This is a genomic window from Streptomyces sp. NPDC058697 (assembly GCF_042715345.1).
Classification (GTDB): domain Bacteria; phylum Actinomycetota; class Actinomycetes; order Streptomycetales; family Streptomycetaceae; genus Streptomyces; species Streptomyces liliifuscus.
In genome coordinates this window covers 24,591-48,948 of the sequence record NZ_JBHXSU010000027.1, presented here as the reverse complement: position 1 = coordinate 48,948, position 24,358 = coordinate 24,591, and the positions used below count along the sequence as shown (strand labels likewise).

Below are 24,358 nucleotides of genomic sequence, written 5' to 3'. Positions count from 1 at the left end.
CGGGGCGCCGTGGCAGGCGGCGCCCCTGCGGAGGGTCACTGCACACCGTGCGGGCGGAACTGGACGCTGATCCGGGGACCCGCCGCCCGAGCGCTCTTGGGGATCGCGTGTTCCCAGGTGCGCTGGCACGAGCCGCCCATCACGATCAGGTCGCCGTGCCCGAGCGGGCGCCGCACCGGAGTGCCGCCCCGCCTGGGCCTCAGCAGCAGGTCGCGCGGAGCGCCCACGGAGACGATGGCGACCATCGTGTCCTCGCGGGCGCCCCGGCCGATCCGGTCCCCGTGCCAGGCCACGCTGTCCCGGCCGTCCCGGTAGAAGCAGAGCCCGGCGGTGGTGAACGGTTCCCCCAGCTCGTCGGCGTAATGCGCGGACAGGGCATCACGTGCCTCGTCCAGGACGGGGTCCGGCAGCGCGTCACCGGCACCGTAGAACGCGAGCAGCCGCGGTACGTCCACCATGTGCTCGTACATCTGCCGCCGCTCGGCCCGCCAGGGCACCTCGTCGGCCAGTCGCGCGAACAGCGCGTCCGCCCCGTGCAGCCAGCCCGGCAGCAGATCGATCCACGCCCCGTCGCCGAGCACGGTCCGGCGCAGCCCGTCGAGCGGGCCGAGGCGGACCTCGTCGGTCTGGTCGAACAGGGAACCCTGGAGGTGCGTGGACATGCTTCCAGGGTACCCACATATTCGAATGTGTGTGCTATCCGAGATGGTGGCCGGGTGAAGCTCGGAGACCTGTCGAATGCGCCGGGTCCCGATCGACGCAAGGGTGAAGGCAGCACCTCCAGGACTCAGGAGCACGCATCGTGACCGTAACCGCGGATATGGCCATCTCCCTCGACGGCTACATCGCCGGCACCGACGTCGGCATCGACAACCCGGGAGGCGACGGCGCCGAACCGCTCTTCGAGTGGATCCACAACCTGGCGAGCTGGCGGGAGCGCCAGGGCATGACCGGCGGGGAGGAGAACCGCGACTCCGAGCTGATGCGCGAGTGGTTCGACGCCACCGGAGCGGTGGTCATGGGCCGGATGATGTACGACACCGGCGAGGAGTTCTGGGGCGACAACCCGCCGTTCCGGGCCCCGGTCTTCGTCCTCACCCACCGACCCCGGCCGACCCTCGTCAAAGAGGGCGGCACCACCTTCACCTTCGTCACCGACGGTATCCACAGCGCGCTCGACCGGGCGAAGGCGGCCGCGGGAGACAGGAACGTCGACATCGCGGGCGGGGCGAGCACGGTGCAGCAGTACCTCAGGGAGGGGCTCATCGAGGAGCTGCAACTGCACGTGGTGCCCGCGCTCCTCGGAGACGGTCTGCGGCTCTTCGAGGGACTGGGCGCCGGGCGGCGCCTCGAACCCGTCAGTGTGCTCGGCACGCCACTGGCCACCCACCTGAAGTACCGCCTCGTGAAGTGACCGGAGTGACCGGGTAACCGGAGTGACCGGGCTTCGTGCCGACGCGCGGCGATCGGGCCCAACACCTCGCCGGTGTAGGCCAGTTCGGTCGGAGCGGCGTCGGCTGTCGGGGCCCGCGACCGGTTCACTTCATCGCGCCAGGAGGCGTGATCGGCACTGGCATACTCTGCGAATGACATCGATGGATCCGTTCCGCGACGAAGCTTGCAGTCGTGACTTACCCGAGGACGAGGTCGGGCGGTGGCTCGACACCGCCCGTCGCTGCGCGATGCTGAACCTCGCCGGTGAGACGCCGCCCGACGACCCGCCGGCCGGACGGCTCGGCGGGTTGCCGCCGATGCCCGATGACGAGCCCGTTCCGGACCTGCCGTTCCTCGCCTCGGTCGACCTCTCGGCCATTCCGCCGGGCGCGACGGACCTCCCGCTGCCCGAGGACGGCACGCTGCTCTTCTTCGCCGACACGGAGGACCCGTGGAGCGGCGACGACTGGCACCGGCTCGTCTACGTCCCGGTCGGCACGCCCGTCTCCGAACGCGCTTCGAGCTGCGAGTGGCTGCCGGAGGTCGTCCCGGCCCGAGACCTGCATCTGACGATCACGCCCTCGCTGCCCAACCGCGGTTCGGACACCGAGGAGTTCCCGCACGGCAGCGAGCTGGGCTCCGTCTGGTGGAAGACCTGCGGCGAGATGACGACGGACGGACCGGTGCAGATGGGCGGCTGCCCCTGGGTCTGGAACGCGGATCCCCTCACGGACCACGACCACGGCCCTGGTGATTGGGTGCTGCTCGCGGAGGTCGGGGGCGACGGCGTGATCGAGGGGGACCTGGGCGTCGTTCACTGGGTGATTCGCCGGGAGGACCTGGCCGGCCGCCACTTCGACCGGGCGCGGGCCCACTTCGACATGGTCGGTTGAGGCGGCCTCGGACGCGGCGCGTTCACCCCGGCCTGCAGGGCTCCAAGTTGCTTCCCGTGTATCGGAATTGAGGGCCTCAGGGGCGCCCGGAACAGGGTCGTAGGCGGCTTCGCCCGCCCCTCGGGCGCGTTCCGGACATGGTGAGCGGGTCCTGGGTCGACCACCTCCGGACAGGCCCTCACCCGCCCGTCCGCGGCCTCGGTGCAACCGCTCTGACCTGGTGTTTTCCTGGATTCCGCCTAGGCTGGGGAGGTCAGCCGGACGCCATGGGAGGGGTCTTTGTGAGTGGGGAAAGCACGGGGTACGACGCTGCCCACATCGAGGTGCTGGAGGGGCGGGAAGCCATTCGGAAGCGGCCCGGGATGTGGGTCGGCTCGACCGGTGAACGCGGCCTGCAGCAAATGGTGTTCGAGGTCGTCGGCCGGGCGGTGAACCAGGTCCTGGCCGGCGGGAGCGGCAGTGGCAGTGGCAGCGGCTTCGTCGATGTCACGCTCACGTCCGACGGTGGCGTGCGGGTCGTCGACGACGGGCCGGGGCGTCCCGTCGAGGCCCCCGGGGACACCGGCGGCCCGGACCTCGAAGCGCTGCTGACCAGCTTCCACGCCGGGCCCGAGCTCAGTGGCCGGCGCATCACGGACGTGGGGCAGTTCAGAGCGGGGCTCTTCGTCGTCAACGCCCTGTCGAGCAGGCTGACGGCCGAGGTGCGGGGCGAGGGGGTCCGCCGGTCCCGGGCGTACGCGCGCGGTGTCGAGGTCGCCCCGCCCGCCGCCGTGGAGCCGGCGACCGGAAGCGGGACGACCATCGCCTTCTGGCCCGACAGCGAGATCTTCGCGACGACGTGGTGCTCTTTCGCCGTGCTGGCGGAGCGATTCCGGCAGGTGGCCTTCCTCAACCGGGGCCTGGGGATCTCACTGACCGACGAACGCCCGGCGGGCGGGGCCCGGGTGGTGTCGTTCCGGTTCCCGGAGGGAGTTCGGGACTTCGTGGCCGCCCTCGACGCGGAGACGGGGTCGGCCGTCCAGTCGGACGTCACCGGCTTCGAGGGCGAGGATCCACGGATGGCGGGGACGATGGAAGTGGCCCTGCTGTGGACCGGCTCCCGCGAGGAACGGATACTCGGTTTCGCCAACAGCCGGGCCACTCGCGAGGGCGGCACGCACGTGGACGGCTTCCGCGACGGAGTGGCGACCGCTGTCATCGCGTACGCACGGGAACGGGGGTTGCCGGGAGCGGACCTTGATCCCCGCGACGACCGGATCTGCAGGAGCCTCACGGCAGTCGTGTCGGTGAAGCTCGACCAACCCGAATTCCTCGGTGCCACCTGCGGGCTGCTGGGCAACACCGAGGTACGGGACTGTGTGGCGGAGGCTGTCCGGGAACACCTCGGCAACTGGTTCGAGGAGGAGCCGGAGCGGGCCGCGGAGTTCGTCGACCGAATCGTCCGGGGCGTCCACGAGGACTGAGCAGTTCGGCCACCCTGGCGTCGGCCGGCCCTCGTCGAGCACGGCGGGGCAAGCGGCCGTGGATGTCACTCCCGGCTGGTGTCGATGACGCAGAAGCGGTTGCCGTCGGGGTCGGCCAGCACCACGAAGTCCGGATCCTCGGGATACAGGTCCCAGTCGACCCGATGGGCGCCGAGGGACACGAGCCGATCGACCTCGGCGGCCTGATCCGCCGCGTCCCTGGCGTAGAGGTCCAGGTGGACGCGCGGATGCTCCTGTACGGGTGTCTCGCTGAGGCCGAGCGCCAGTTGGGGGCCGGTCCCTTGCGCGGGTACCAGCACCACCCAGTCGTCCCCAGGCTCGTCGCGCGGGACGTACCCGAGAGCCTCCGTCCAGAATGCGGTCGCACGCCGCACGTCCCACACACCCAGCACCACGGATCCGATCTTCAGCATGCGCCGAGTGAAGCAGATGCGCGGCGATGAGAGGGCTCCCTTTTTTGGTGTCCCCTCCCATTGCGGGTGAGGTGTGCGTCGTTCGCGTCAGGTTCGGCCCGGGCCTCCGCCGTCGTAGCCTCCGTCGCCGCTCTCGTTCCGGGTCGGCGGCTCCGGCTCCGGCTTCGCCGCGCGGCGGGTCGGGCTGTTTCCGTGGCCCGGAAGCCGGTGGGAGGTCAGCCGGTGCTCGCCGTGGGGCATCTCGGCGGGCTCCCGCCGCTCGCGGACCTCGCCCACGGGGCCCGAGTCGGGCAGCCGGGGCTGGTCCTCGGGGCGGGGCGGGCCGGGCTCCTGGGAACGGATCCGACGGCCCCACCACACGGCCCAGATCAGGCCGCCGACGAGGACGACGCCCACCAGGAACGGCACCACTCCGCCCACCACCGCGCCGGAGAGGGCCAGTTGTGTCGTGTCGTTGTCCATGACCGGCGGGTACCCGGCACCGCCGACCGAAACGGAACCCCGTCCACCCGAGGCCCGGACGCGCGCAGCGCATGCCTTCCCGCAACGGATTCCGATAGCTGCTTCGGATATCTGCTTCCGACGTCTGCTTCCGACGTCTGCTTCCGACATCTGCGCGGCAAATTCGCAGGAGCGGGCTTATCGATTCGATTCACCTCGTCGCTTTGCGTGACCACTTGATTATTGATTGTCGCGGCGAGCCATCGATATTCGGCGCTTCGTTTTGAAATGTCCGAATGCGGGAAGTTGGATTACTAGTGCTTCGGACAGGAGGCACGTCCGTGGGAGCTGGCTCCGCCAGATCGCGGGTGTGTCCAGAGGCGGTCCGTGTGCGCGCTCACTCCCATGGTGACTGTCCCGTCAGCGCCCTCTGAGGGAGATGCGACGCACCATGCGAATCACCGTCAGAACGAAGCAGCACCCGCACGACGACGCCCCCGACTCGGCAGCGGACTTCATACGCCTCGCCGCCCTGCCCGACGGGCCCGAGCGACAAGCCCTGCGTGACGAGCTGGTCCGGGCCTGGCTGCCCATGGCCAACCGCATCGCCCTGCGGTACCGAGGGCGCGGCGAGTCCGTCGAGGATCTCGGTCAGGTGGCGGCTCTCGGCCTGGTCAAGGCCGTCGACCGCTACGACCCCGACCGTGGCAACGCGTTCGAGAGCTATGCGATCCCGACCATCACCGGCGAGATCAAGCGCCACTTCCGCGACCACATGTGGGTCCTCCACGTGCCGCGGCGGGTCCAGGACCTGCGCAACCGGGTCCGCGCCGCGGTGAAGGAGCTGTCACAGACAACACCGGGCCGCAACCCCACCATCGCCGAGATCTGCGCGTACGCGCACATGAGTGAGGACGACGTACGCGCCGGATTCGAGGCCCTCGACAGCTTCACCGCACTCTCCCTGGACGCCGAGCTGCCCGGAAGCGACGACGGCTACGCGCTCGGGGACGCCCTGGGGGAATCCGACTCCGGGTTCGACCTCGTCATCGACCGGGAGGCGGTGAAGCCGTGTCTGGCGGCGCTCCCTGAACGCGAGCGAACCATTCTCTACCTGCGCTTCTTCCGGGGCATGACCCAGAGCCGTATCGCGGAGCAGCTCGGTATTTCGCAGATGCACGTCTCCCGGCTGCTCAACGGTTGCTGCGCCAAAGTGCGCGAGGAAGCGCTCTCGGAAGTCGTGGTGGCGGCTGAAGGGGTCGTAGTGGCCGCTGGAGAAGTCGTAGCGGTGGATGGAGGCGGCGTCGGTGACTCGACCGTCCGTGACTCAACCGCCCGTCACGGGGCTTCCCGGGCCGGACGGCTGAGTGGCGAGCTCACTGCCGAACCCTCCCGGGAGCGGTTGGCCAGCGAACTGCCACTGTTCGAACTAACCAATGCACGCTGAACAAAACACCTTCATCGCGGTGGCGGAGAATCTTCTGGAAGCGATGTGGGCCCATAGCGGTCGAGCGTGTCCTCCAGCGTGGCTCGGACATCCGGCGGGAGTTCGCCCTTCTGTCCCCAGACAAGGATCATCTCCGCGACATTCCGCAGTTTGATGTTGGTGTGCTGGGACACTTCCCGAAGCACGGCCCAGCCGTCGTCGGGCGTCACCCGCCCGAGTGCCACCATCATGCCGATCGCCTGGTCCACGACGGCATGAGAGGTCACGGCCTCCTTCAACTGGCCGATCTCCTCCTGCAGTTCGGCGATCCGGGGCGCGTCCGCATCGGGTGCGGCCTGGTCCGGCGGACCGCCACCCGGCTCCTCCGCCTTCGAGCCGGCGTCCGAGGTCATTCGTTCCCCTCCGAGGTCGGAACACTTGCACGGTCTCTCGTTGTCGTTTCCACGGTGTCGTTCCACTGCGTGACTCCGTGGTTCCAGTCCATCGTCGCCACTCGACCGGGTGCATGCCAGCGCGACGCCTACCCAGCATTCACCTGGATACACATGGTGACGGATCACTCACGGATTGCGAAGGGTGGGTGTCGGGCGCAGGGTGGTTACGCCAGTCCAACCCTCATCGAAGGACGGAAAACCATGGGTAAGTCAAAGGGCAAGGCCAAGCAGATGAAGGGCAAGATGAAGGAGACCGCCGGCCGGGCCATGGGCGACATGCCCATGGAGAACCAGGGCCGGGGCGAGCAGATGACGGGCAGGGCCCAGGAGCTCGCCGCGAAGGCCTCCGAGCGTGTCAAGAAGTCCGAGCGGTAGGGCCCGGACCCCACGCGTCGGGACGCCCCCGGACGGTCGCGCAGGGCTCCGGCTCCGCGCCCGGCGGGGGCGTCCCGCGCCCCGCCCCGACGCCCCCCGGTCGCTCAGGCGGAAGGCCGCTCGCGCACGATGTCCCCTGCCGCCTTGTCGTCGCGCAGCCCCAGGAACCGTGGGTGCCGCAGCATGCCGTCCCGGGTCCACTCCGTGAACGCGATCTGCGCGACCAGCCTCGGCTCCACCCAGTGGGCGCCCGTCTCACGCACCCGGTCGCTGAACGGCGATACGGGGACGCGGAGTTCGTCGAGAACCGTGCGCAGCCCGAGCAGCGTACGGCGGTCGAAGCCCGTGCCCACCTTGCCCGCGTATCGCAGCCGGTCCGCCTCGTAGTGGCCGAGCAGCAGCGCGCCGAACCCGGCCCGGGTGCCGCCCCCTTCGGTGAAGCCGCCGACCACGAACTCCTGCGCCCGGGAACACTTCAGCTTGAGCCAGTCCGGCGAACGGCGGGGCTGGTAGAGGCTCTTGGCCCGTTTCGCGATCAGCCCCTCCCAGCCCCGGGCACACGCGTCGGCCAGCAACTCGGCCCCGCCCTCGTTGCGATGCGTCGTCATGCGCAGCGGCGCGCGGTACGTCAGGGTCCGTCGGAGCAGGGACTTGCGCGTACGCAACGGCAGCCGTGTCAGGTCCGCGCCCTCCAGACGGAGCACATCGAACACGTAGTACGTCACGGCGACCCCGCTCGCCTCGATGTCCCGGCGCCGGGTGAGCCCCATGCGCTGCTGGAGGCGCGCGAAGTCGGTGCGGCCGCGGGAGAACGCGACGATCTCGCCGTCGACGGTGAAGTCCGTGCACGACTGCGCGGCGAGCGCCTCGACGATCTCCGGGTAGGTGTCGTTGAGGCGATTGCCGGTACGGGAGAGGAGCAGCGTCCGCCCGTTCTCCCGGACCGCCAGGACCCGGACCCCGTCCAGCTTGCGTTCGAAGAGCCACTCGCCGGGGAAGTCGCGCAGGTCGCTCAGCGTGGCGAGCATCGGCCGGGAGGCCAGCTCCACACCGGGAGGCGCGTCACGCAGCAGCCGTGCGTGGTGGTCGGGCAACGAGCCCAGGAGGTCGGTCATCGCCGCTCACCTCTCTCCCGCGACCTGCCGCGGGGCGCGGCCGGGCGCCGACCAGTCCATTCTCCTTCGCCCGCTCGGAGGCGGCCATCGGGAGCTCCGGCCGTCCCCCCCGGGCCCCCCGCTGCCCGTACGGATACGGCCGGCTCAGGACCCCGCGAGGCTGATGCCGAAGACGTCCAGGACGCCGTACACGCCGAGGAACACGATCGCCGCGCTGCTGACGGCGAGCGCCACGGTCAGCCACGGGCTGCCCCGGAAGCGCTTCTCGACGCCGGTGGACCGCAGCCGCCACGCCGCGATCACCACGGCGAGCAGGAAGACACCGCCGCCGATGCCACCGATCTGCACCATCAGCACCGGTGACTGCACGAACAGGAAGAACGACGCCCACACCGACGGCAGGCACCAGGTCAGGATCTGGATCGTGCGCCGCCGTACGCGGACGTCGTGCCAGTCGATGACCCCGAGAAGCCCGAGCGTGTTGGTCCACAGCCGCGGCACACTGGCCGTCGACCCGACGAGCGTCGAGAAGAGCACCGTGAACGCGCCGATGAGGAAGAGGTACTCGGCCCACGGGCCCATCGTGTCGGTGTAGATCCGGGACAGCGTGGTGATCATCGAGTTGCCCTCGGGCACCAGATTCTGCGGATGCAGCACGGCCGCCCCGATGACGTAGAACGAGAGGGTGCACAGCGTGCAGACCAGCCAGCCGGCGGCGACATCCAGACGCATCACCTTCAGCCACCCCTCGGCCCGCCGCGCACGCTCCTCGCTGCCGTCGTCCGGACCCGTCCAGCGGGCGTAGCCTTTCTCGATGCACCAGTAGGTGTACGTCGTCATCTCGTCGGCGCCGACACCGGTGATCCCGAACATGGCCAGTGCTATCCCGGCCGTGCCCGCGGGGATCAGGAAGCTGAAGCCCTCACCCAACTCACCGGTCCCGTAACCGAATTCGGTCAGCGGAAGCCCGAGCGCCAGCGCCACCGTGGCTATGGTGAAGACGACCACGGACGCCACGCACAGCTGCTCCACGACGCTGTACTTGCCCGTCCTGAGCAGCACCACGGCGAGGGCGGTGACGACAACCGTCCACACCGCGAGCGAACGGTAGCTCAGTGCCTCGCCGGTGATCGGCCACATCACGGAGCAGGCGGCGGCCGTGCCGCCGATGATGCCGCCCCGCTGGAACATCTTGGCGAAGTCCATCCCGATCCAGAGCCAGTTGATCCAGCTCACGGGACCGATCCGCGGAGCGACCTCGCGGTAACCCTCAAGCGCGGTACGGCCGTTGAGGATCGTCCAGCGGGCCAGCTCCATCTGCACCCACACCTTCACCGCGGTGCTGATGACGACCAGCCACAGCAGTACGAACCCGGCACGCGCGCCGAGCGAGGTGGTCACGATGAGCTCGCCGGAGCCGACCACGGCGGCCGACAGGACGAAACCGGGGCCGAGATGGCGCAGCCGCCCGGTGAAGGTGGTCGGCGCCTCGCGGACGTCCTCGGCGCGCAGGGCGTACGGGTCGGGCTCGGTCGGGACGGCGGCGGATGCCGTCCGGGCAGTCGTTTCAGGCATGGCGGGGTCCTTCGAGGTGTCCGGCGTCGTTGCCCGGACTCGGGGACGGGGGAGGGGGGGGGAGGAGCTGGGGAAGAGTGGGGGGAGGCGCTCTGCGGGGCTTCGGGGAGGGCGGACGGTTCAGTGGGCCGGGCGCAGCGGGGGCCGGCCCGCGAGGACCCGTACGACGTCCTCCGCGATCATCGCGCCCATCGTGCGGTTGGCCTCGTGGCTGCACGCCGCCATGTGCGAGGTGAGCAGGACGTTCGGCGCGGTGCGCAACGGGCTGTCGCCCAGCGGCTCGTGAGCGAAGGCGTCGAGCGCGGCTCCGCCCAGGTGGCCTTCGACGAGGAGCGCCGCGAGTGCCTCCTCGTCGACGAGCCCGCCCCGGGCGGCGTTGACCAGCAAGGCGCCCGGCTTCATGGCGGCGAGCCGACGGCGGTCAAGGAGCGGACCCGTGCCGGGAGTTGCGGGCAGATGCAGGCTGACGACGTCGGCACGGGCCAGGCAGTCGTCCAGCGGGGCGGGCGAGGCGTCGAGCGCGCGGATGTCCGCGTCGTCGACGTACGGATCGTGCGCGAGCACCGTCATGCCGAAGGCGAGGGCGTAGGTGGTGAGCAGGCGTCCGATGCGGCCGAAGCCCACCACGGCCAGGGTCTTTCCGGCGAGTTCGGGCCCGAACAGCTTGGGCCATTCCCCGTGCGCCACCCGCTGGTGGGACGCGGTGATGCGGCGGTTGGAGTCCAGGATGAGCCCGAAGGTGAACTCGGCGACCGCCCGGGAGTTGCTGCCGGGCGCGCACACCACGGGGATGCCTCGGGCCCTCGCGGCGGCCACGTCGATGGTGTCGACGCCGACTCCGTGCTTCGCGATGACCTTGAGCCTGTCGGCCGAGTCGATGACGTCGGCGGTGACGGCGTCCATGCCGACCACCAGCGCGTCGACCCGGCCGATCCGCTCGCGCAACTCGCTGCTCGGCAGGGCGGTTTCCTCGTACGGGCGCACCGGGCCGGCGCCCGCCCGTTCCAGGATCCGCCAGGGCTCGGGGGAGTGGCGGGAGAAGGTGGGCGTGGTGATGAGCGTCGTCGTCATACGGGGAGCTCCCGGTCCACCCAAGTCGGGCTCAGGCGGAGGTACTTGATCGTGCGGCGGTGCCGGGTGAACGCGATGTGCAGTGTGCCGTCCGGAGTCTGGACGACGGACGGGTAGGAGAGCTCGCGGTTGAGCCCGTCGCGGGAGTTGTTGGTCAGACAGTGGCCGTCACCGGTCTCCAGGTCACTGCGTAGGGGCCAGGTCAGCCCGCCGTCCGAGGAGACGGAGAGGGTGAGCGGGGCACGGGGTGCGCCCCAGAACGCGGCTCCCGTCGCGGCAGCTGCGGGGGGTTCGTGATCCCCAACCGCTTCGTCGCCGGGTTCCTGATCCCCGGCCTCTCGCAGTCCCTCCTCGCCTATCTCGTCGTACAGCGACACGCGCCGCGCGACGGCGTCCGCGGCACTGCTGTGGTTGTGCACGAGGGCGAGCCGGCAGTCGGCCAACGGCACGTACTGGATCGAGGAGTTGTTGTTCGGCACGTCCAGCGGACGCGGCTCGGCCCAGCTCTCCCCGTCGTCGTACGACACGCTCCGGTGCACGGCATCCGCACGTCGGCTGCGGAACAGGGCGAGGAGCGAACCGTCCGGCAGCGGGCGGATGTTCATGTGTACGAGTCCGGTCGAGCCCGGCACCGGAACCTCGCGCCAGCTCGCCCCGGCGTCGTCGCTGACCATCACCGAACTGGTGTCCCGGTCGCCGGACCATGTCTCGCCCGGCGCGGCGACGCAGCGGAAGACGGGGAGCAGCCGGCGGCCCGATGGCAGCACGGTCACCGGCTGCCGGACGAAGACCCCGCCGTCGAAGAGCGTCCGGGACGGGCCCCACGTCAGGCCCTCGTCGCGGCTGACGCGCAGGCGTACCTCGGCGGTGTCCTGGTGCCCGGCCCGTTGTGCCGTGTGCAGCAGCCACCAGTCGCCGGACGGGTCGATGGACAGCACCGGATTCTGCTCGGACCGGGCGGTGTCGTGGGACAGCTGTACGGGTGTCGACCACACATCACCATCGGGGGCGAGCCGCGAGAACCACACCGAGATGTCCGCGATGCCCTCCTGGGTGCCCGCGAACCAGACACAGCCCAGCCCGCCGTCGGGCAGCACGGTGAGATTGGCGGCGTGGTTCTGCACGGCAGGCGCCGACAACTGGGCCTCGGCGCGCCCGGGTTCGGCGGGATGCGGGTGTACGACGCCGTCGGCGAGCGTCGGCTGCGACGTCATCGGACCAGCCCCGAGGTGCGCGCGGCGCTGAGGTGCTGACCCGCGGCCTGCTCCAGATGGACGAGATCACAGGCGACGGTGACGTACGTGAAGCCCTCGGCGAGCCGCTTGGCTGCGCTCGCGCCGTCCGGGTTGTGGATGCCGACGGCGATCCCGGCGGCCGCGGCGGCCTCCCGCACCCTGACCAGCGCCGCCTCGAACTCGTCAGCGACGGCAGGGTCGGTGGAGGTCGCCCCGCCCAGCGCGATACGCAGGTCGGAGGGGCCGATGTAGACCCCGTCGAGACCGTCGGTGGCGCAGATCTCGTCCACGTCGGCGAGGCCCTGGGCGGTCTCGATCATCGCGAGGACCACGGTCTGCGCGTGGGCGTCGGCGGGGTTGGGGCCGATGCGCAGGCCCGAACGCATGGGCCCGTACGACCGCTTGCCGAGCGGCGGATAGCGTACGGCGGCCACCGCGTCGGCGGCGTCCCGCGCGGTGTCGACGAGCGGGACGATGACACCGGCCGCGCCCGCGTCCAGCGCCTTGCCGATCGGCATCGGGTCGTTGGCCTCGACCCGGACCAGGCCGACGGCGGTCGACCCCTTGGTGTCGATCGCGGTCAGCGAGGCGAGCACGCCCGCGTACTCCAACAGCCCGTGCTGGGCGTCCAGCGCCACGTAGTCGTACCCGAGACGGGCGATGCGCTCGGTCGAGACCGGCGAGTCGAGGACGGACCAGTAACCGACAAGCGGTTCACGGGCACGCAGTGCGGCCGCGAACGCGGCGGGGGTACCGGGGGAGGCGGGGGGCATGGCGGGCTCCTTGAGGGTTCGTACGGTTTAAGTGTTCTAGGCGGCTGCGGAGTGGGCTGTGCCCCGTAGGGGGCGCGGGGAACTGCGCGACCAGCCACGGACGGCGCGCGCCAGAAGTGCTGCCCGCGCCAGAAGTGCTGCCCAGGTCACCGGTTGTACGCGGGCATGGGCCCACGCAACCCCACCCCGACCTCGTCACACGCCGCCATCACATCGGCCGGCAACGGACCGGCCCCCGCCGCGGCGATGTTGGCGAGCAGATGCGAGGTCCTCGACCCACCGAGCAGCAACGCGTCGGTGGAGTCGCGGTCCAGGAGCCAGCGCAGCGCGAGGTCGGTGAGCGGCATGCCCGCGGCGTCCGCGATGGCGGCGAGCCGGTCGACCGCGGAGAAGAGGCGCTCGTCCCAGTAGCGCTCCCGGTACATCGCGGCGACCCGGGAATCCCCGAACCGGCCTGATTCCGGGGCCTGTTCGAACCGGTGACGGCCGGTGAGCAGACCCCCGCCGAGCGGGTTGTAGACCATCGTGCGCAGGCCGCTGACGGCGGCGTACTCGACGTACTCCTCCTCGATGCGGCGTGCGAGCAGGTTGTGCAGCTGCTGGGCGACGACGGGACGCGGCGCGCCCACCTCCTCGGCGACGCGCACGAGTTCGGCGATCTGCCAGGCCGCGTAGTTGGAGACGCCGAGGGCGCGGATCTTGCCCTCGGCGACGAACTCGGCCACGGTGGCGAGGGTTTCGGCGAGAGGTGTCGCACGGTCGGGCTGGTGGAGATAGAAGAGGTCGACCGAGTCGGTGCCGAGCCGCTTGAGGCTGCCCTCCAGGGCGGCCCGCAGTCCGGCGGCGGAGAGCGGGGCGTGCTCGCCCTGGTCGGGGTGCGGGATCCCGGCCTTGGTCGCCAGGACGATACGGTCACGGCGCCCCGGCAGGAGCCCGGCGAGGATGCGCTCGCTCTCACCGCCCGCGTAGCCGTTGGCCGTGTCGACGCCGGTGATGCCGGCGTCGAGTGCGGCATCGAGCATGGCCGCCGCTCCGGCGGCGTCCACGGTGTCGCCGAACGTCATGGTGCCGAGGACGAGCCGGGAGAGCGGGACGGGGATGTTCGGCAGGGTGATGCCGGTGGTCACGAGCGGTTTCCTTCCGATGCGGGAGAAGCAGATGCCACAGGGGAGGCAGCAGGTGAAGCAGACGGGGAAGACACGTCGGGCGCGGCAGACAGGGCCGCCCGGGCGGACAGAAGCGCCCGTGGCTTCACGCCCCGGATCGTGGTCGGGTCGAGGGAAGCGCGCCGCAGCGCGCGGGTGTACGGGTCGGCGGGTGAGGCGAGCACGGCGGCCGTCGGTCCTCTCTCGACGACCCGGCCCGCGCGCATCACCACCACGTCGGTGCTGATCTCCCGGACGACACCGAGGTTGTGGGCGATGACGAGATAGGCGATGCCGGTGTCCGCCTGCAACTCCCGCAACAGATCCAGTACTTGGGCCTGTACGGAGACATCGAGGGCGGAGGTCGCCTCGTCGCAGACAAGGAGGTCGGGCCGGGACGCGAGGGCCCGCGCGATGCCGATGCGCTGCCGCTGGCCGCCGGAGAACTCGGGTGGCCGCCGTTCCAGGGCCGAGGACGGCAGGCCGACCCGGTCGATCAACTCGGCTGCACGACGGGCGCGTTGGACCCGGTCGGAGACTCCGGCCACCCGCAGTGGCTCGGCGACGATCTGCTGAGCCGTGAGATGGGGATCAAGAGAGCCGTACGGATCCTGGAAGACCATCTGCACCCGCCGCCGCAACGGACGCAGCCGCCGCTCGGGCAGCGTCGCGATGTCGGTGCCGTCCAGGACGATCCGGCCGCTCACCGGCTTGAGCAGCCGGACCAGGGCCCGGGCAAGGGTCGACTTGCCGCAGCCGGACTCGCCCACCACGGCGAGCGAACCCCCGCGCGGCACCTGGAAGTCAACCCGGTCGACAGCCTTGAACGGCCCCCGCGCGGTGGCGTACTCGACGACGAGGTCCTCGACGGAGAGCAGCGGCCCGGCTTCTGCCGAGGCGCTGTCGGTGGCGGTCCCGTCGGTCGGGGCGTTCACTGCGGTGTTGTCGGTCATGACGTTGCTCCCTGCACCAGGGGTTCGATCCGCCCGTCGCCGTCGCCGTCGCCGTTCCCTTTCCCGTCGCCGTCGCTGCCCCCGTACTCGTACTCGTCCTCGTCCCAAGCGCCGAGGCGCGGCACGGCGGCGAGCAGCTCGCGGGTGTACGGCTCGGCCGGCCGCTCGACGATCTCCTCGGCGGAGCCCGACTCGACGAACCGCCCGTCCTTCATCACATGGATGCGGTCGGAGACGAGCCGTGCCACTCCGAGATCGTGCGTGATCATCAACATGCCTATACCGGTGTGTTCCTGAAGCTCCATCAGGAGATCGAGGACGCTTGCCTGCACGGTGGCGTCCAGCGCGGAGGTGGGTTCGTCCGCCACCAGGAGTTCCGGTTCGGCGGCGAGCGCGGTCGCGATGAGGATGCGCTGCAGCATGCCGCCGGAGAACTGGTGGGGATACGCCTTCCAGCGGGTCTCCGGCTCGGAGATGCGCACCCGCCCGAGAAGCTCGACTCCCTTGTCCCGGGCCTCGGTTCGCGTCAGCTCCGGGTGGCGCAACCGCAGCGCGTCGCCCAGCTGACGGCCGATGGTGTGTACGGGACTCAGGGCCGTCATCGGATCCTGCGGGATCAGCGACACCGTCCGCCCGCGCACCGCACGCGCGGCGTCCGGATCGGCGACGACGTCCCGCCCGGCGATCCGGGCGCTCCCCGACAGCACGGCGAGGCCCTCGGGCAGCAGCCGCAGCACGCCCATCGCCGTGGTCGACTTCCCCGACCCGGACTCGCCGATCAGGGTGACGGTCTCGCCCCGGCGGACGGTGAACGTCACCCCGTCGACCGCGCGCACCACGCCCTGCCCGGTGATGAGTTCGACCTGCAGGTCTTCCACGTCGAGCAGCGGTGTGTCCTCGGTCATGGCTCACGCTCCCTTCCGCAGGCGGGCACGCGACCCGGTGCGCGTACGGTCCCGCAGCCCGTCCCCGAGCAGGTTGACCCCGACCACCAGCACCACGATGACAAGGCCAGGCAGCGTCACCAGCCACCACGAGGTGGTGATGTAGTCCTGGCCGTCGGAGATGATCCGGCCCCAGGTCGCGAACGGCCGCTGCGGGCCCGCGCCCAGGAAACTCAGCGCACTCTCCAGCAGCACCGCCTGCGCGAGCAGCAGCAGGACGACGAGGCTCGCCGGGCGCACGACGTTCGGGATCACATGCCGTACGAGGACCGCCCAGGAACGCAGTCCGAGGACGCGGGCGGCGGCGACGTACGGTTTCTCGCGCTCGACGAGGACGAGTGAACGGGTCAGCCGGGCCACTTCCGGCCACTGCGCGACCGCGATCACACAGGTGATGACGGTGACGGAAGGCCCGAACAGGGCGACCACCAGAAGCAGCATCATCAGCAGCGGCAGGGCGAGTTGGGCCTCCAGGAACCGGGAGACGAGCGCGTCGACCCAGCCGCCGAAGAACCCGGCCGCCGAGCCGGCCGCGATGCCGATCAGACCGGAGACCAGCACGGCGAGCACGCCGACGGTCAGGGAGACCTGGCCGCCGTGCAGGATCCGCGACAGCAGATCGCGGCCCAGCTGGTCGGTGCCGAACAGATGGCCCTCGCTCAGCGGTGGCAGCCTGCGCCGCGAGAGGTCCTGGGCGTTCGCCCCGGGCAGCGGCAGCAGTCCGGCGAGGGCGACGGGCAGGACGACGAGCGCGGTGCACACGCTTCCGGCCCACAGCTTGAAACGGGCGCCGCGCCGCTGCCGGGTCGCGGTGGCCCGGGCGAGATCGCGGGCGGTGACGGCACTGGGCCGACTCACATCTACGGCGGTACTCATGGCTCAGGCCGCCTTTCCGAGGCGTACCCGCGGATCGAGCAGCGGATAGGCCAGGTCGACGAGGAGTTGGACGAGGATCGCGAGGGTCGCGGTGACCAGCACGGTGGCCTGGATGAGCGGATAGTCGCGGGTCTCCAGGGCGCGTACGACGAGGGAGCCGACCCCCGGCCAGCCGAAGACGACCTCGACCACCACCACACCGTTCAACAGGGCCGCGAAGCGCGTGCCGAGTGCCGTGACCAGGGGCACCGAGGAGTTCGCGAGCGCGTAGCGCCAGGTCAGCGCGGACTCGGAGACGCCCCGGGAGCGGGCGACGGTGACGTACGAGGAAGCCAGGGCGGTGGACATCTCGCGGCGCACCAGCCGTGATATCAGGGCGAGTTGGAGCACGGCCACGGTCACCGTCGGCAGCACCAGTCCGCTCCACGACGTGAAGCCGGACGCGGGAAGCACCGGCACCAGCACGGCGAAGACGGTCAGCAGCATCACTCCGGTCCAGAAGTCGGGCATCGACTGACCGGCGATGGTCAGCACGTTCGCGCCCAACTCCCTGCGTGTGTCGGCGCGGCGGGCCATCCACACACCGAGTGGCACGGCGACCAGTGTCGTGACCGCGATGGCGGAGACGGCGAGCGTGATCGTGTACGGCATCCGGTCCAGGACCACGTCGAGCGCGGGGGAGTGGAAGGAGTAGCTCGTACCGAGGTCCCCGGTGAACAGGTCGCGGACGAAGTATCCGTACTGGACGAAGAGTGGCTCGTCGAGGCCGAACTGCTCGCGGATCCGGGCGAGATCGGCACTGGTGGCGCTGGGCGCGGCGTACGCGGAGGCGGGATCGCCGGGTGCGAGTCGCACCAGCAGGAAGACGGTGGTGAGCGTGAGGAACACGGTCAGCAGGCTCTGCCCGATGCGGCGGGCGAGATACATCGGCACGGCTCAGCCCTCCAGCCGTACGGCGGTCAGGTCATAGGAGTTGACCGGCTGGAGCGCCAGGCCCTGGACGCGGTCGCGGCGCGCGAGCAGCGTCTTGGGCGCGAACGCCCACAGGCTGGGCCAGGTGTCCCAGACGGCGTGCTGGAGGGTGGCCAGCTTCTTGTCGCGTTCGGTGGCGTCCGTCTCCGTCGCGGCGTCGGAGAGCTGCCGCTCGATGCGCGGGATGACGTAGCCCATGTAGGTGTCCCGGGTGCGCTCCTTCTCGGCCGTGCCCCCGTACATGCCCTGGAGAGAGGTGAGGGCCTGGCCGGTCGTGCCGGGGAACCCGTTGCCGATGACGTCCCAGTCGCCGCCGCGCCCCTGCCGCCACTTCAGGATGTCGCCGCCGGGCTCGAACTGCCGCAGTGAGGCGCGTACGCCGACGTCCTTGAGCATGTCGACGACGGCCTCCATCACGGAGGTGTCGCCGGCGAACTCTCCCGACTCCCACATGATGGTGATCCGCAGGTCCTCGGCGTCCAGCGACTTGAGCAGCGCCCTGGCCCGGCGCGGGTCGTAGGCGTACGTGCCGGTGCGTACCGCCCCTTGGAGTGCGAGCGGGACGACTCCCTCGGCCGCTTCGGCGGAGTCGATGAGGACGTCACGTATCAGGGACTCGCCGTCGATCGCGTAGGTGAGCGCGTGGCGCACGCGGGCGTCGGCCAGCGGATGCCCTTTGGGCTTGCGGAAGTTGTAGAAGAGCTGGCAGATCCGGACGCCCGGGGTTTCCTGGACGGCGACACCGGGCAGGCCGGCGAGCTGCTCGGCCGAGTCGGGGGTGAGGGTGTCCACGACGTCCAGTTCGCCGCTGCGCAGGGCGATGACCCGGCTGGACTCCTCGGGCACGAACCGCACCCGGACCTTCTCGACGGGCGGCCGCTTGCCCCAGTACTCGGTGTTGCGGGCCAGTGTGTACTCGCCCGCACCGCCGTTCGCGCTGACGACGCGGTACGGGCCCGAGCCGAGCCCCGACTGGAGTTCCTCGGGCCGGTTGGCCTTGGCCGGGGTGATGTGGATGTTGGCCATCAGCCGGTCGAGGACCGGTACGGGGCGCTGTGTGCGCAGTCGGAACGTCCGCTCGCCGGTGGCCTCGACGGTCGGCATCTCGGGGAAGAGGCCGAGCAGGAACGAGCCGTTGACCTCGGAGTACATGCGCAGTGCCGTGTCCACGTCCTCGACGGTGACGGGGCTGCCGTCCGAGTAGCTGACGCCTTCGCGCAGTCGCACGCTCCACGCGGTGGGATCGGTCATCTCGAACCGGTCGGCGAGCACGAGCCGGGGCTGCAGGTCCGGGCCGATCCAGGTGAGCGCCTGGCGTACGGCACGCTGCACGGTCACCGCGGCGTCGAACTGGTTCAGCTTGTTGTCGAGACTCACCAGGGAACGGTTCAGGCCGAGCGTGAGTGTGCCGGGGCCGGGCGCTCCGGTGGGTCCTGCACAGGCGGACAGCGGACCGAGCGCGATGCCCGTGCCGCCGAGGGCGCCCCAGCGCAGCACGGTCCGGCGGCTGGGCGGTCCGGGCGGGGGAAGGAGGTGAGGAGTTGGGGTCATCGTCGACCTTCTCGGATTCTGGAGGGCGACCGGCTCTCGCTGACGCCGCCCGACACCGGGCGACGAACAGGTGTCGCGCCGGAAAAGGTGGCACGACTGCGCGAAGTGCGCAAGAGGTCTCGCGCACTTCGCGCAAGCTGTGTCATCATCGGCGCCGAGGCCGTCCGCCTGTCCGGGCCGCCCGAACAGGCACCCGCCGAAGGAGGTCCGCGTGTCCCGCACCACCCGCACGGCGCTCGTACCCCGCGTGTTCGCCCTCGCGGACGACCTGTCGGGCGCCGCCGAGACCGCCGCCGCGCTCGGTCTGCGCGGGCGGATCCTGCTGGGCCCCGCCACGGCACCGCCCCGCGACGGCGAGTCGGTCGTACTGGACCTGGACACCCGGCAGCTGGCACCGGAGGACGCGGCGAGCGCGGTACTTGCCGCGCTGGCGTACGCCGACGGAGGCGTGGTCCTGAAGAAGATCGACTCGCTGCTACGGGGCAACCTCGCCGCCGAGGCGGCCGCCTACGCGACCGGCGCCACGGGCGTCGTGATCGCACCCGCCCTGCCCGTGGCCGGCCGTACCGTCCGTGAAGGTGTCGTCAACCTGCACGGCACCGCCCTGCACACGACCGACGCCTGGCGTGCGGAGCCGGGCGCGGCGCCGGTGTCGGTGGGGGCCGCCCTGGGCGGCGTACCGACACGGGTGGTGCCACTGGCGACGGTGCGCGCGCCCGAGCCTGCGCTGTACGACCGGCTGCGGGCGCTCGTCGCAGAGGGGTACCACCCGGTGTGCGACGCGGAGACGGACGCGGACCTCGACGCGATCGCCGAGGCGGCACTCCGACTCGGCCCGGGGATACGGCTGATGGGCACGGGCGGGCTGGCGGCGGCACTCGGACGCAGGCTCGCGAGAGCGGACGCTTTCGGTGCCGGTGCCGGTGCCGGTGCCGGTGCCGGGTTCCGGGGAACGGACGGTGACCGTTCCCCCGAGGCCGCCCGGGACCGCCACACGGAAGCCGACCCCGATCCCGCCCCCGACCCGGACCACTCCGCGCGGACCACACGGACCGCGCACGACCGTTCCACGGAAGCCGACCGGGACCGTCCCACCGGAACGGACACGGCCGGTCCCGCACCGGCCGACGAGGTGTCACCGGCCCCCGGCGGCACCCCCTCCAGACCCCTGCTGGTGGTGGTCGGCACTGCCGAACCCGCCGCCGTTGCGCAGATCGCGCATCTCGTCGCGGCCGGTGCGCGCCACGTGCCGGTGCCCGCGCACACCCTGACCGACCACTCGACCCGACCGCCCCTGGACTTCCGTACAGAAGCCGGCCGCACACCGGACGGCATCACCGTCGTCAGCATCGACGGCACGCACGCCGTCGTCCCCGGCGCGGCCCGCGGCCTCGCCGTGGGCCTGGCCCACGCGGTCGCCGCGGCGGCGCACGACAGCGACCTGGTCCTGACCGGCGGCGAGACCGCCCGCCGCGTCCTCGACGCACTGGGCATCCGCGAACTCCTGCCGCTCGACCAGATCCACCACGGCGCCGTCCGCTCCCGCACCGCCGATGGCCGTCGGGTCGTCACCCGACCCGGCAGCTACGGCGGTACCGACTCCCTGCTGCGCATCGCCCGCGCACTGCGCCCCGGCCTCGCGCCGCCCTCCGACCAGCCGGTCGTCCCGCCCGTCCCGCCCGCCCCGCTAGGAGAACCCACGTGAACGCAGTCCCCACCGCCGCGCCCGCCGAGCAGTCCGGCACCGCCGGACGTCAGCTCCCGATCATCGCGGTGACCATGGGCGACGGCGCCGGTATCGGACCGGAGGTCATCATCCCGGCCCTGCTGAACGCCGACACCCTGCGCGGCTGCCGCCCCGTCGTCATCGGTGATGCCGAACGCCTCCGCGAGGCGGCCCGCATCCTCGGCGTCACCTGCGACATCGTGTCCGTCGACGGCCCCGCCCAGGCCGAGTTCACGCCCGGCCGCATCAACGTCGTCGACCTCGGCCTGCTCCCGGCCGACCTTCCCTGGGGCGCCCTGTCGGCGAAGGCCGGCGACGCCGCGTACCAGTACATCCGGGTCGCCGCCGAACTCGCCCTGAACGGCGATGTCCACGGCATCTGCACCGCGCCTCTCAACAAGGAGGCCCTGCACGCCGCCGGGCACCTCTACCCCGGACACACCGAACTCCTCGCCCATCTCACCGGTGTCGAGGAGGTGTCGATGATGCTGTCCACGCCCAGGGTGAAGGTCATCCACGTCACCACGCACATCGGTCTGATCGACGCCGTCAACCGGATCGAGCCCGGACTGGTCGAGCGCACCGTGCGCCGCGGCCACGACGCGATGGTCCGGGCGGGCGTCGAGGCACCCGTGATCGGGGTGTGCGGAATCAACCCGCACGCCGGCGAGAACGGACTGTTCGGCAACGGCGAGGAGGAGACGAAGATCGTCCCCGCCCTGGAGGTCCTGCGCGCCGACGGCATCGACGCGCGCGGCCCGCTCCCCGCCGACACCGCCTTCTACCTCGCCGGGCGCGGTGACTACGACCTCATCGTCGCCATGTACCACGACCAGGGCCACGGCCCGGTGAAGGTCCTCGGCATCGAGGCCGGCGTCAATCTCACCGTGGGCCTGCCGGTCATCCGCACCTCCGTCGACCACGGCACCGCCTTCGACATCGCCGGAACCGGCAGGGCCGAGGCCGGTAGCATGGTCGAGGCGCTGCGCCAGGCCGCCGAGATGTCATCCGCTCCGGCCGCCGCCCGCTGACCCCGGCCCGTCGGCACCATCGGCACCACAGGACACCAGAGGACAGAGACTGATGTCTGCGATCGGCTCCAAGGCCCGGCGCGACCGGATCGTCCAACTCGCCACCACCACCGGCCTGACCAGCGTGGAGGAACTCTCCCAGCTGTTCGGCGTCACGGCCTCCACCATCCGCCGCGACCTCGCGAAGCTCACCACCGACGGACGGCTCGCCCGTACGTACGGCGGCGCGATGGCCCTGTCGGCGCACCCGGAGGCCTCGCTGCGCCAGCGCACCGGCGAGGCCTATGACGCCAAGCGTGCCATCGCCCGCTGGGCGGCGGCCCAGGTCCAGCCGGGCGAGACCCTGCTCCTGGACGCGGGCTCCACGGTCGGCGCGCTCGCACATGAACTGCGTACGGCCAAGGACGTGACCATCGCGACCACCGGACTGACGGCGCTTCAGGAACTCGCCGATGTCGAGACCGTCCATGTCGAATGCCTCGGCGGCACCCTGCGACCCCTCAGCCAGGGCTTTGTCGGCCCGTTGACCGAGGCCGCCCTCGAACGGCTCACCTTCGACCGGGTCTTCCTCGGCACCGACGGAGTCTCGCCGGAGCACGGCATTTGCGAGGCCGATCTGCGCCAGACCCGCCTCAAGGAACTCATGGCCCGCCGCGCCGACCATGTCTACGTACTCGCCCACGCGGCCAAGCTGGGCCGCCGCCCCTTCCACGCCTGGGCCGTCCTTCCCGAGGGCTGGACTCTGGTCACGGACGACACGGCCGACCCCGGCATCCTCGCCGAACTGCGCACACGCGGAGTCACCACCGTGCTGGCCGAGCCCGTCGGCACCCTCTGACCGACTCGCCACCGGCCCGAGCGGCACGATCCCGCCGATTCCCGGCAACCTCTTCCCACCGGGACGAATAGCAGCATGATGTTGGGAGACCGTGCCCGGCCCAGGACTCGGGGACGGGCCGGGCCTCTCATGCGGGAGGATCAGTGGACAAGGCGCAGACCACCGGCCACATACCCGAAGACGACGCGCACGCAGGGGATTTGGCGGACTTACGCGCCGCGGACTTCGACTACCTCGACGCCGGTGGGCACACCTACCTCGACCACACGGGAGCGGGTCTTCCGCCGACCTCCCTCGTGCGCGGGAGCGCAGCCCGCATCACCGGCGGACTCTTCGGGAACCCGCACTCCGAGAGCCCGGCCTCCCGCGCCTCGGGAGTGCTGCTGTCCCAGGCCCGCCGCGCGGTGCTCCGCCACTTCAACGCGGACCCGGCCGAGTACGCCGTGATCTTCACCGCCAACGCGACCGGCGCACTGCGTCTGGTCGGCGAGGCGTACCCCTTCACCCGCCGCAGCAGGCTCGTGATGTCGCTCGACAACCACAACTCGGTGAACGGCCTCCGTGAGTACGCGCGTTCGCGCGGCGCGAGTACCGCGTACGTGCCGGTGAGCGGCCCCGCGCTGCGGATGGACGAGCAGCGGCTGAGAGCGGCCCTGCCCGCGCGTGAACGCGGCCCCCGACTCGGACGCGGCCCGGGCCCGCGGCGAGGCCGCGCCGGTGAGCGCCCGCACGGCCTGCTCGCCTACCCGGCGCAGAGCAACTTCACCGGCGTCCAGCACCCGCTCACCTGGATCGCGGCGGCCCAGGCACGCGGCTACGACGTGCTGCTGGACGCCGCCGCGTACGTGCCCGCCAACACCCTCGACCTGAGCCGGTACCACCCCGACTTCACGGTCGTCAGCTGGTACAAGGTCTTCGGCCACCCCACCGGCGTCGGCAGCCTGATCGCCCGCCGGGACGCGCTCGCGAGGCTGCGCCGCCCCTGGTTCTCCGGCGGCACCATCTACGCGGTCAGCGCACAGGCACAGTGGCACGTCCTCGCGGACGACGAGGCGGCCTTCGAGGACGGCACGGTCAACTTCCTGTCCGTCCCCGACGTGACGGCCGGGCTGGAGTGGATCGACGGCATCGGCATGGACCGCGTGCACGCCCACGTCACCGCGCTGACCGGTCAACTCCTCGCGGGCCTGCGGGAGTTGCGGCACAGCGACGGCTCGCCGCTGGTCAGGATGTACGGCCCTGTCGACCTCGTGGCCCGCGGCGGAACGGTCGCGCTCAACCTGCTGGGCGCCGACGGACGTGTCATCGACGAACGGGTCGTCACCCGCGACAGCGCCCGGCGCGGGATCTCGCTGCGCACCGGCTGCTTCTGCAATCCGGGCGCGGGCGAGGCGGCGTTCGCCCTGCCACCACGCCGACTCCGTTCGGCCGCACGCCGCCAAGTCGCGTCCCTGGAGGAGTACTTGGAGCTGCTGCGCCTCCCGTCGGCGGGCGCCGTCCGGATCTCGCTCGGCCTGTCGTCACAGCCCAGGGACATCGAGACGTTCCTGACGTTCGTACGGGAGACCTATCGGGACCGGGTGCCCGGGGCCGCCGGACTGGAGGCGAGGGCGGGCTGCTGAGCGATCGACG

23 protein-coding genes and 1 pseudogene are annotated in these 24,358 nt (G+C 71.2%); 9 read left to right on the top strand and 15 right to left on the bottom strand.

The features are described 5' to 3' along the window. Positions 1-35: 35 nt before the first annotated feature. The gene (locus ACFWXQ_RS39165) at positions 36-662 is read right to left on the bottom strand and encodes an alpha-ketoglutarate-dependent dioxygenase AlkB (protein WP_383954985.1); all 627 of its coding nucleotides are present in this window, start codon (positions 660-662) and stop codon (positions 36-38) included. A 140-nt stretch (positions 663-802) separates the two neighbouring features. On the opposite strand from ACFWXQ_RS39165, the gene ACFWXQ_RS39160 reads away from it, so the two are divergent. The 3 genes from ACFWXQ_RS39160 to ACFWXQ_RS39150 all read left to right on the top strand — a co-directional run bounded on the left by ACFWXQ_RS39160 (position 803) and on the right by ACFWXQ_RS39150 (position 3,790). Next, a complete protein-coding gene (locus tag ACFWXQ_RS39160) occupies positions 803-1,414 on the top strand; it encodes a dihydrofolate reductase family protein (RefSeq protein ID WP_383954987.1) in 612 nt (203 codons plus the stop codon). Positions 1,415-1,586: 172 nt separating this feature from the next. Beyond that, entirely contained in the window at positions 1,587-2,327 is a 741-nt protein-coding gene (locus ACFWXQ_RS39155) for a DUF1963 domain-containing protein (protein ID WP_383954989.1), read from the top strand. A 281-nt stretch (positions 2,328-2,608) separates the two neighbouring features. After that, positions 2,609-3,790, top strand: a complete 1,182-nt coding sequence (locus ACFWXQ_RS39150) for a DNA gyrase subunit B (protein ID WP_383954991.1) — start codon at positions 2,609-2,611, stop codon at positions 3,788-3,790. Between the two features lie 65 nt (positions 3,791-3,855). Here ACFWXQ_RS39150 and ACFWXQ_RS39145 read toward each other — a convergent pair whose 3' ends face one another. After that, the gene (locus tag ACFWXQ_RS39145) at positions 3,856-4,224 is read right to left on the bottom strand and encodes a VOC family protein (protein ID WP_383954993.1); all 369 of its coding nucleotides are present in this window, start codon (positions 4,222-4,224) and stop codon (positions 3,856-3,858) included. A gap of 87 nt (positions 4,225-4,311) precedes the next feature. Next, positions 4,312-4,686: a DUF6479 family protein gene (locus ACFWXQ_RS39140; protein WP_383954995.1), complete on the bottom strand. Its 375-nt coding sequence runs from the start codon at positions 4,684-4,686 to the stop codon at positions 4,312-4,314. Between the two features lie 430 nt (positions 4,687-5,116). Here ACFWXQ_RS39140 and ACFWXQ_RS39135 point away from each other — a divergent pair. Further along, positions 5,117-5,902: pseudogene (locus ACFWXQ_RS39135) on the top strand (RNA polymerase sigma factor SigF); the annotation flags it as partial. A 221-nt stretch (positions 5,903-6,123) separates the two neighbouring features. Here the strand turns inward: ACFWXQ_RS39135 and ACFWXQ_RS39130 are convergent. Continuing rightward, complete coding sequence (locus ACFWXQ_RS39130) at positions 6,124-6,504, bottom strand: ANTAR domain-containing protein (protein WP_383954997.1); 381 nt, start codon at positions 6,502-6,504, stop codon at positions 6,124-6,126. 243 nt (positions 6,505-6,747) lie between these two features. Here ACFWXQ_RS39130 and ACFWXQ_RS39125 point away from each other — a divergent pair, with 243 nt between their 5' ends. Continuing rightward, positions 6,748-6,921, top strand: a complete 174-nt coding sequence (locus ACFWXQ_RS39125) for a CsbD family protein (RefSeq protein ID WP_383954999.1) — start codon at positions 6,748-6,750, stop codon at positions 6,919-6,921. A gap of 104 nt (positions 6,922-7,025) precedes the next feature. On the opposite strand, the gene ligD is transcribed toward ACFWXQ_RS39125, so the two are convergent. From ligD to ACFWXQ_RS39070, 11 genes are all read right to left on the bottom strand, one after another. After that, positions 7,026-8,036 carry a non-homologous end-joining DNA ligase gene (gene ligD / locus ACFWXQ_RS39120; protein WP_383952070.1) on the bottom strand — a complete coding sequence of 337 codons (1,011 nt, stop codon included), beginning with the start codon at positions 8,034-8,036 and terminating at the stop codon, positions 7,026-7,028. A 144-nt stretch (positions 8,037-8,180) separates the two neighbouring features. Then, on the bottom strand, positions 8,181-9,611 hold the full coding sequence (locus ACFWXQ_RS39115; RefSeq protein ID WP_383952072.1) for an Nramp family divalent metal transporter: 1,431 nt from the start codon (positions 9,609-9,611) through the stop codon (positions 8,181-8,183). A 120-nt stretch (positions 9,612-9,731) separates the two neighbouring features. Next, positions 9,732-10,682 (bottom strand): phosphoglycerate dehydrogenase, encoded by a 951-nt coding sequence (locus ACFWXQ_RS39110; RefSeq protein ID WP_383952074.1) that lies wholly within the window; start codon positions 10,680-10,682, stop codon positions 9,732-9,734. Beyond that, a complete protein-coding gene (locus ACFWXQ_RS39105; protein ID WP_383952076.1) occupies positions 10,679-11,896 on the bottom strand; it encodes an exo-alpha-sialidase in 1,218 nt (405 codons plus the stop codon). Before ACFWXQ_RS39105 ends, ACFWXQ_RS39110 begins: the two co-directional genes overlap by 4 nt. After that, entirely contained in the window at positions 11,893-12,690 is a 798-nt protein-coding gene (locus ACFWXQ_RS39100; protein ID WP_383952078.1) for an HpcH/HpaI aldolase/citrate lyase family protein, read from the bottom strand. The genes ACFWXQ_RS39105 and ACFWXQ_RS39100 overlap by 4 nt, the downstream gene beginning before the upstream one ends. A 146-nt stretch (positions 12,691-12,836) precedes the next feature. Next, positions 12,837-13,817: an aldo/keto reductase gene (locus ACFWXQ_RS39095; protein ID WP_383952080.1), complete on the bottom strand. Its 981-nt coding sequence runs from the start codon at positions 13,815-13,817 to the stop codon at positions 12,837-12,839. After that, a complete protein-coding gene (locus tag ACFWXQ_RS39090) occupies positions 13,814-14,788 on the bottom strand; it encodes an ATP-binding cassette domain-containing protein (protein ID WP_383952082.1) in 975 nt (324 codons plus the stop codon). The genes ACFWXQ_RS39095 and ACFWXQ_RS39090 overlap by 4 nt, the downstream gene beginning before the upstream one ends. Continuing rightward, complete coding sequence (locus ACFWXQ_RS39085) at positions 14,785-15,693, bottom strand: ABC transporter ATP-binding protein (RefSeq protein WP_383952084.1); 909 nt, start codon at positions 15,691-15,693, stop codon at positions 14,785-14,787. Before ACFWXQ_RS39085 ends, ACFWXQ_RS39090 begins: the two co-directional genes overlap by 4 nt. A 3-nt stretch (positions 15,694-15,696) precedes the next feature. Further along, positions 15,697-16,608, bottom strand: a complete 912-nt coding sequence (locus ACFWXQ_RS39080) for an ABC transporter permease (protein WP_383952086.1) — start codon at positions 16,606-16,608, stop codon at positions 15,697-15,699. Between the two features lie 3 nt (positions 16,609-16,611). After that, positions 16,612-17,535, bottom strand: a complete 924-nt coding sequence (locus tag ACFWXQ_RS39075) for an ABC transporter permease (protein WP_383952097.1) — start codon at positions 17,533-17,535, stop codon at positions 16,612-16,614. Between the two features lie 9 nt (positions 17,536-17,544). Continuing rightward, on the bottom strand, positions 17,545-19,131 hold the full coding sequence (locus ACFWXQ_RS39070; RefSeq protein ID WP_383952088.1) for an ABC transporter substrate-binding protein: 1,587 nt from the start codon (positions 19,129-19,131) through the stop codon (positions 17,545-17,547). Between the two features lie 211 nt (positions 19,132-19,342). On the opposite strand from ACFWXQ_RS39070, the gene ACFWXQ_RS39065 reads away from it, so the two are divergent. The 4 genes from ACFWXQ_RS39065 (at position 19,343) to ACFWXQ_RS39050 (ending at position 24,348) form a co-directional block, all read left to right on the top strand. Next, the gene (locus ACFWXQ_RS39065; RefSeq protein WP_386270289.1) at positions 19,343-20,836 is read left to right on the top strand and encodes a four-carbon acid sugar kinase family protein; all 1,494 of its coding nucleotides are present in this window, start codon (positions 19,343-19,345) and stop codon (positions 20,834-20,836) included. Further along, entirely contained in the window at positions 20,833-21,888 is a 1,056-nt protein-coding gene (gene pdxA, locus ACFWXQ_RS39060; protein ID WP_383952092.1) for a 4-hydroxythreonine-4-phosphate dehydrogenase PdxA, read from the top strand. The genes ACFWXQ_RS39065 and pdxA overlap by 4 nt, the downstream gene beginning before the upstream one ends. A 52-nt stretch (positions 21,889-21,940) precedes the next feature. Then, positions 21,941-22,726, top strand: coding sequence for a DeoR/GlpR family DNA-binding transcription regulator (locus ACFWXQ_RS39055; RefSeq protein ID WP_383383151.1), 786 nt, complete (start codon positions 21,941-21,943; stop codon positions 22,724-22,726). Positions 22,727-22,869: 143 nt separating this feature from the next. Then, the gene (locus ACFWXQ_RS39050) at positions 22,870-24,348 is read left to right on the top strand and encodes an aminotransferase class V-fold PLP-dependent enzyme (RefSeq protein ID WP_386270288.1); all 1,479 of its coding nucleotides are present in this window, start codon (positions 22,870-22,872) and stop codon (positions 24,346-24,348) included. Positions 24,349-24,358 lie beyond the last annotated feature (10 nt).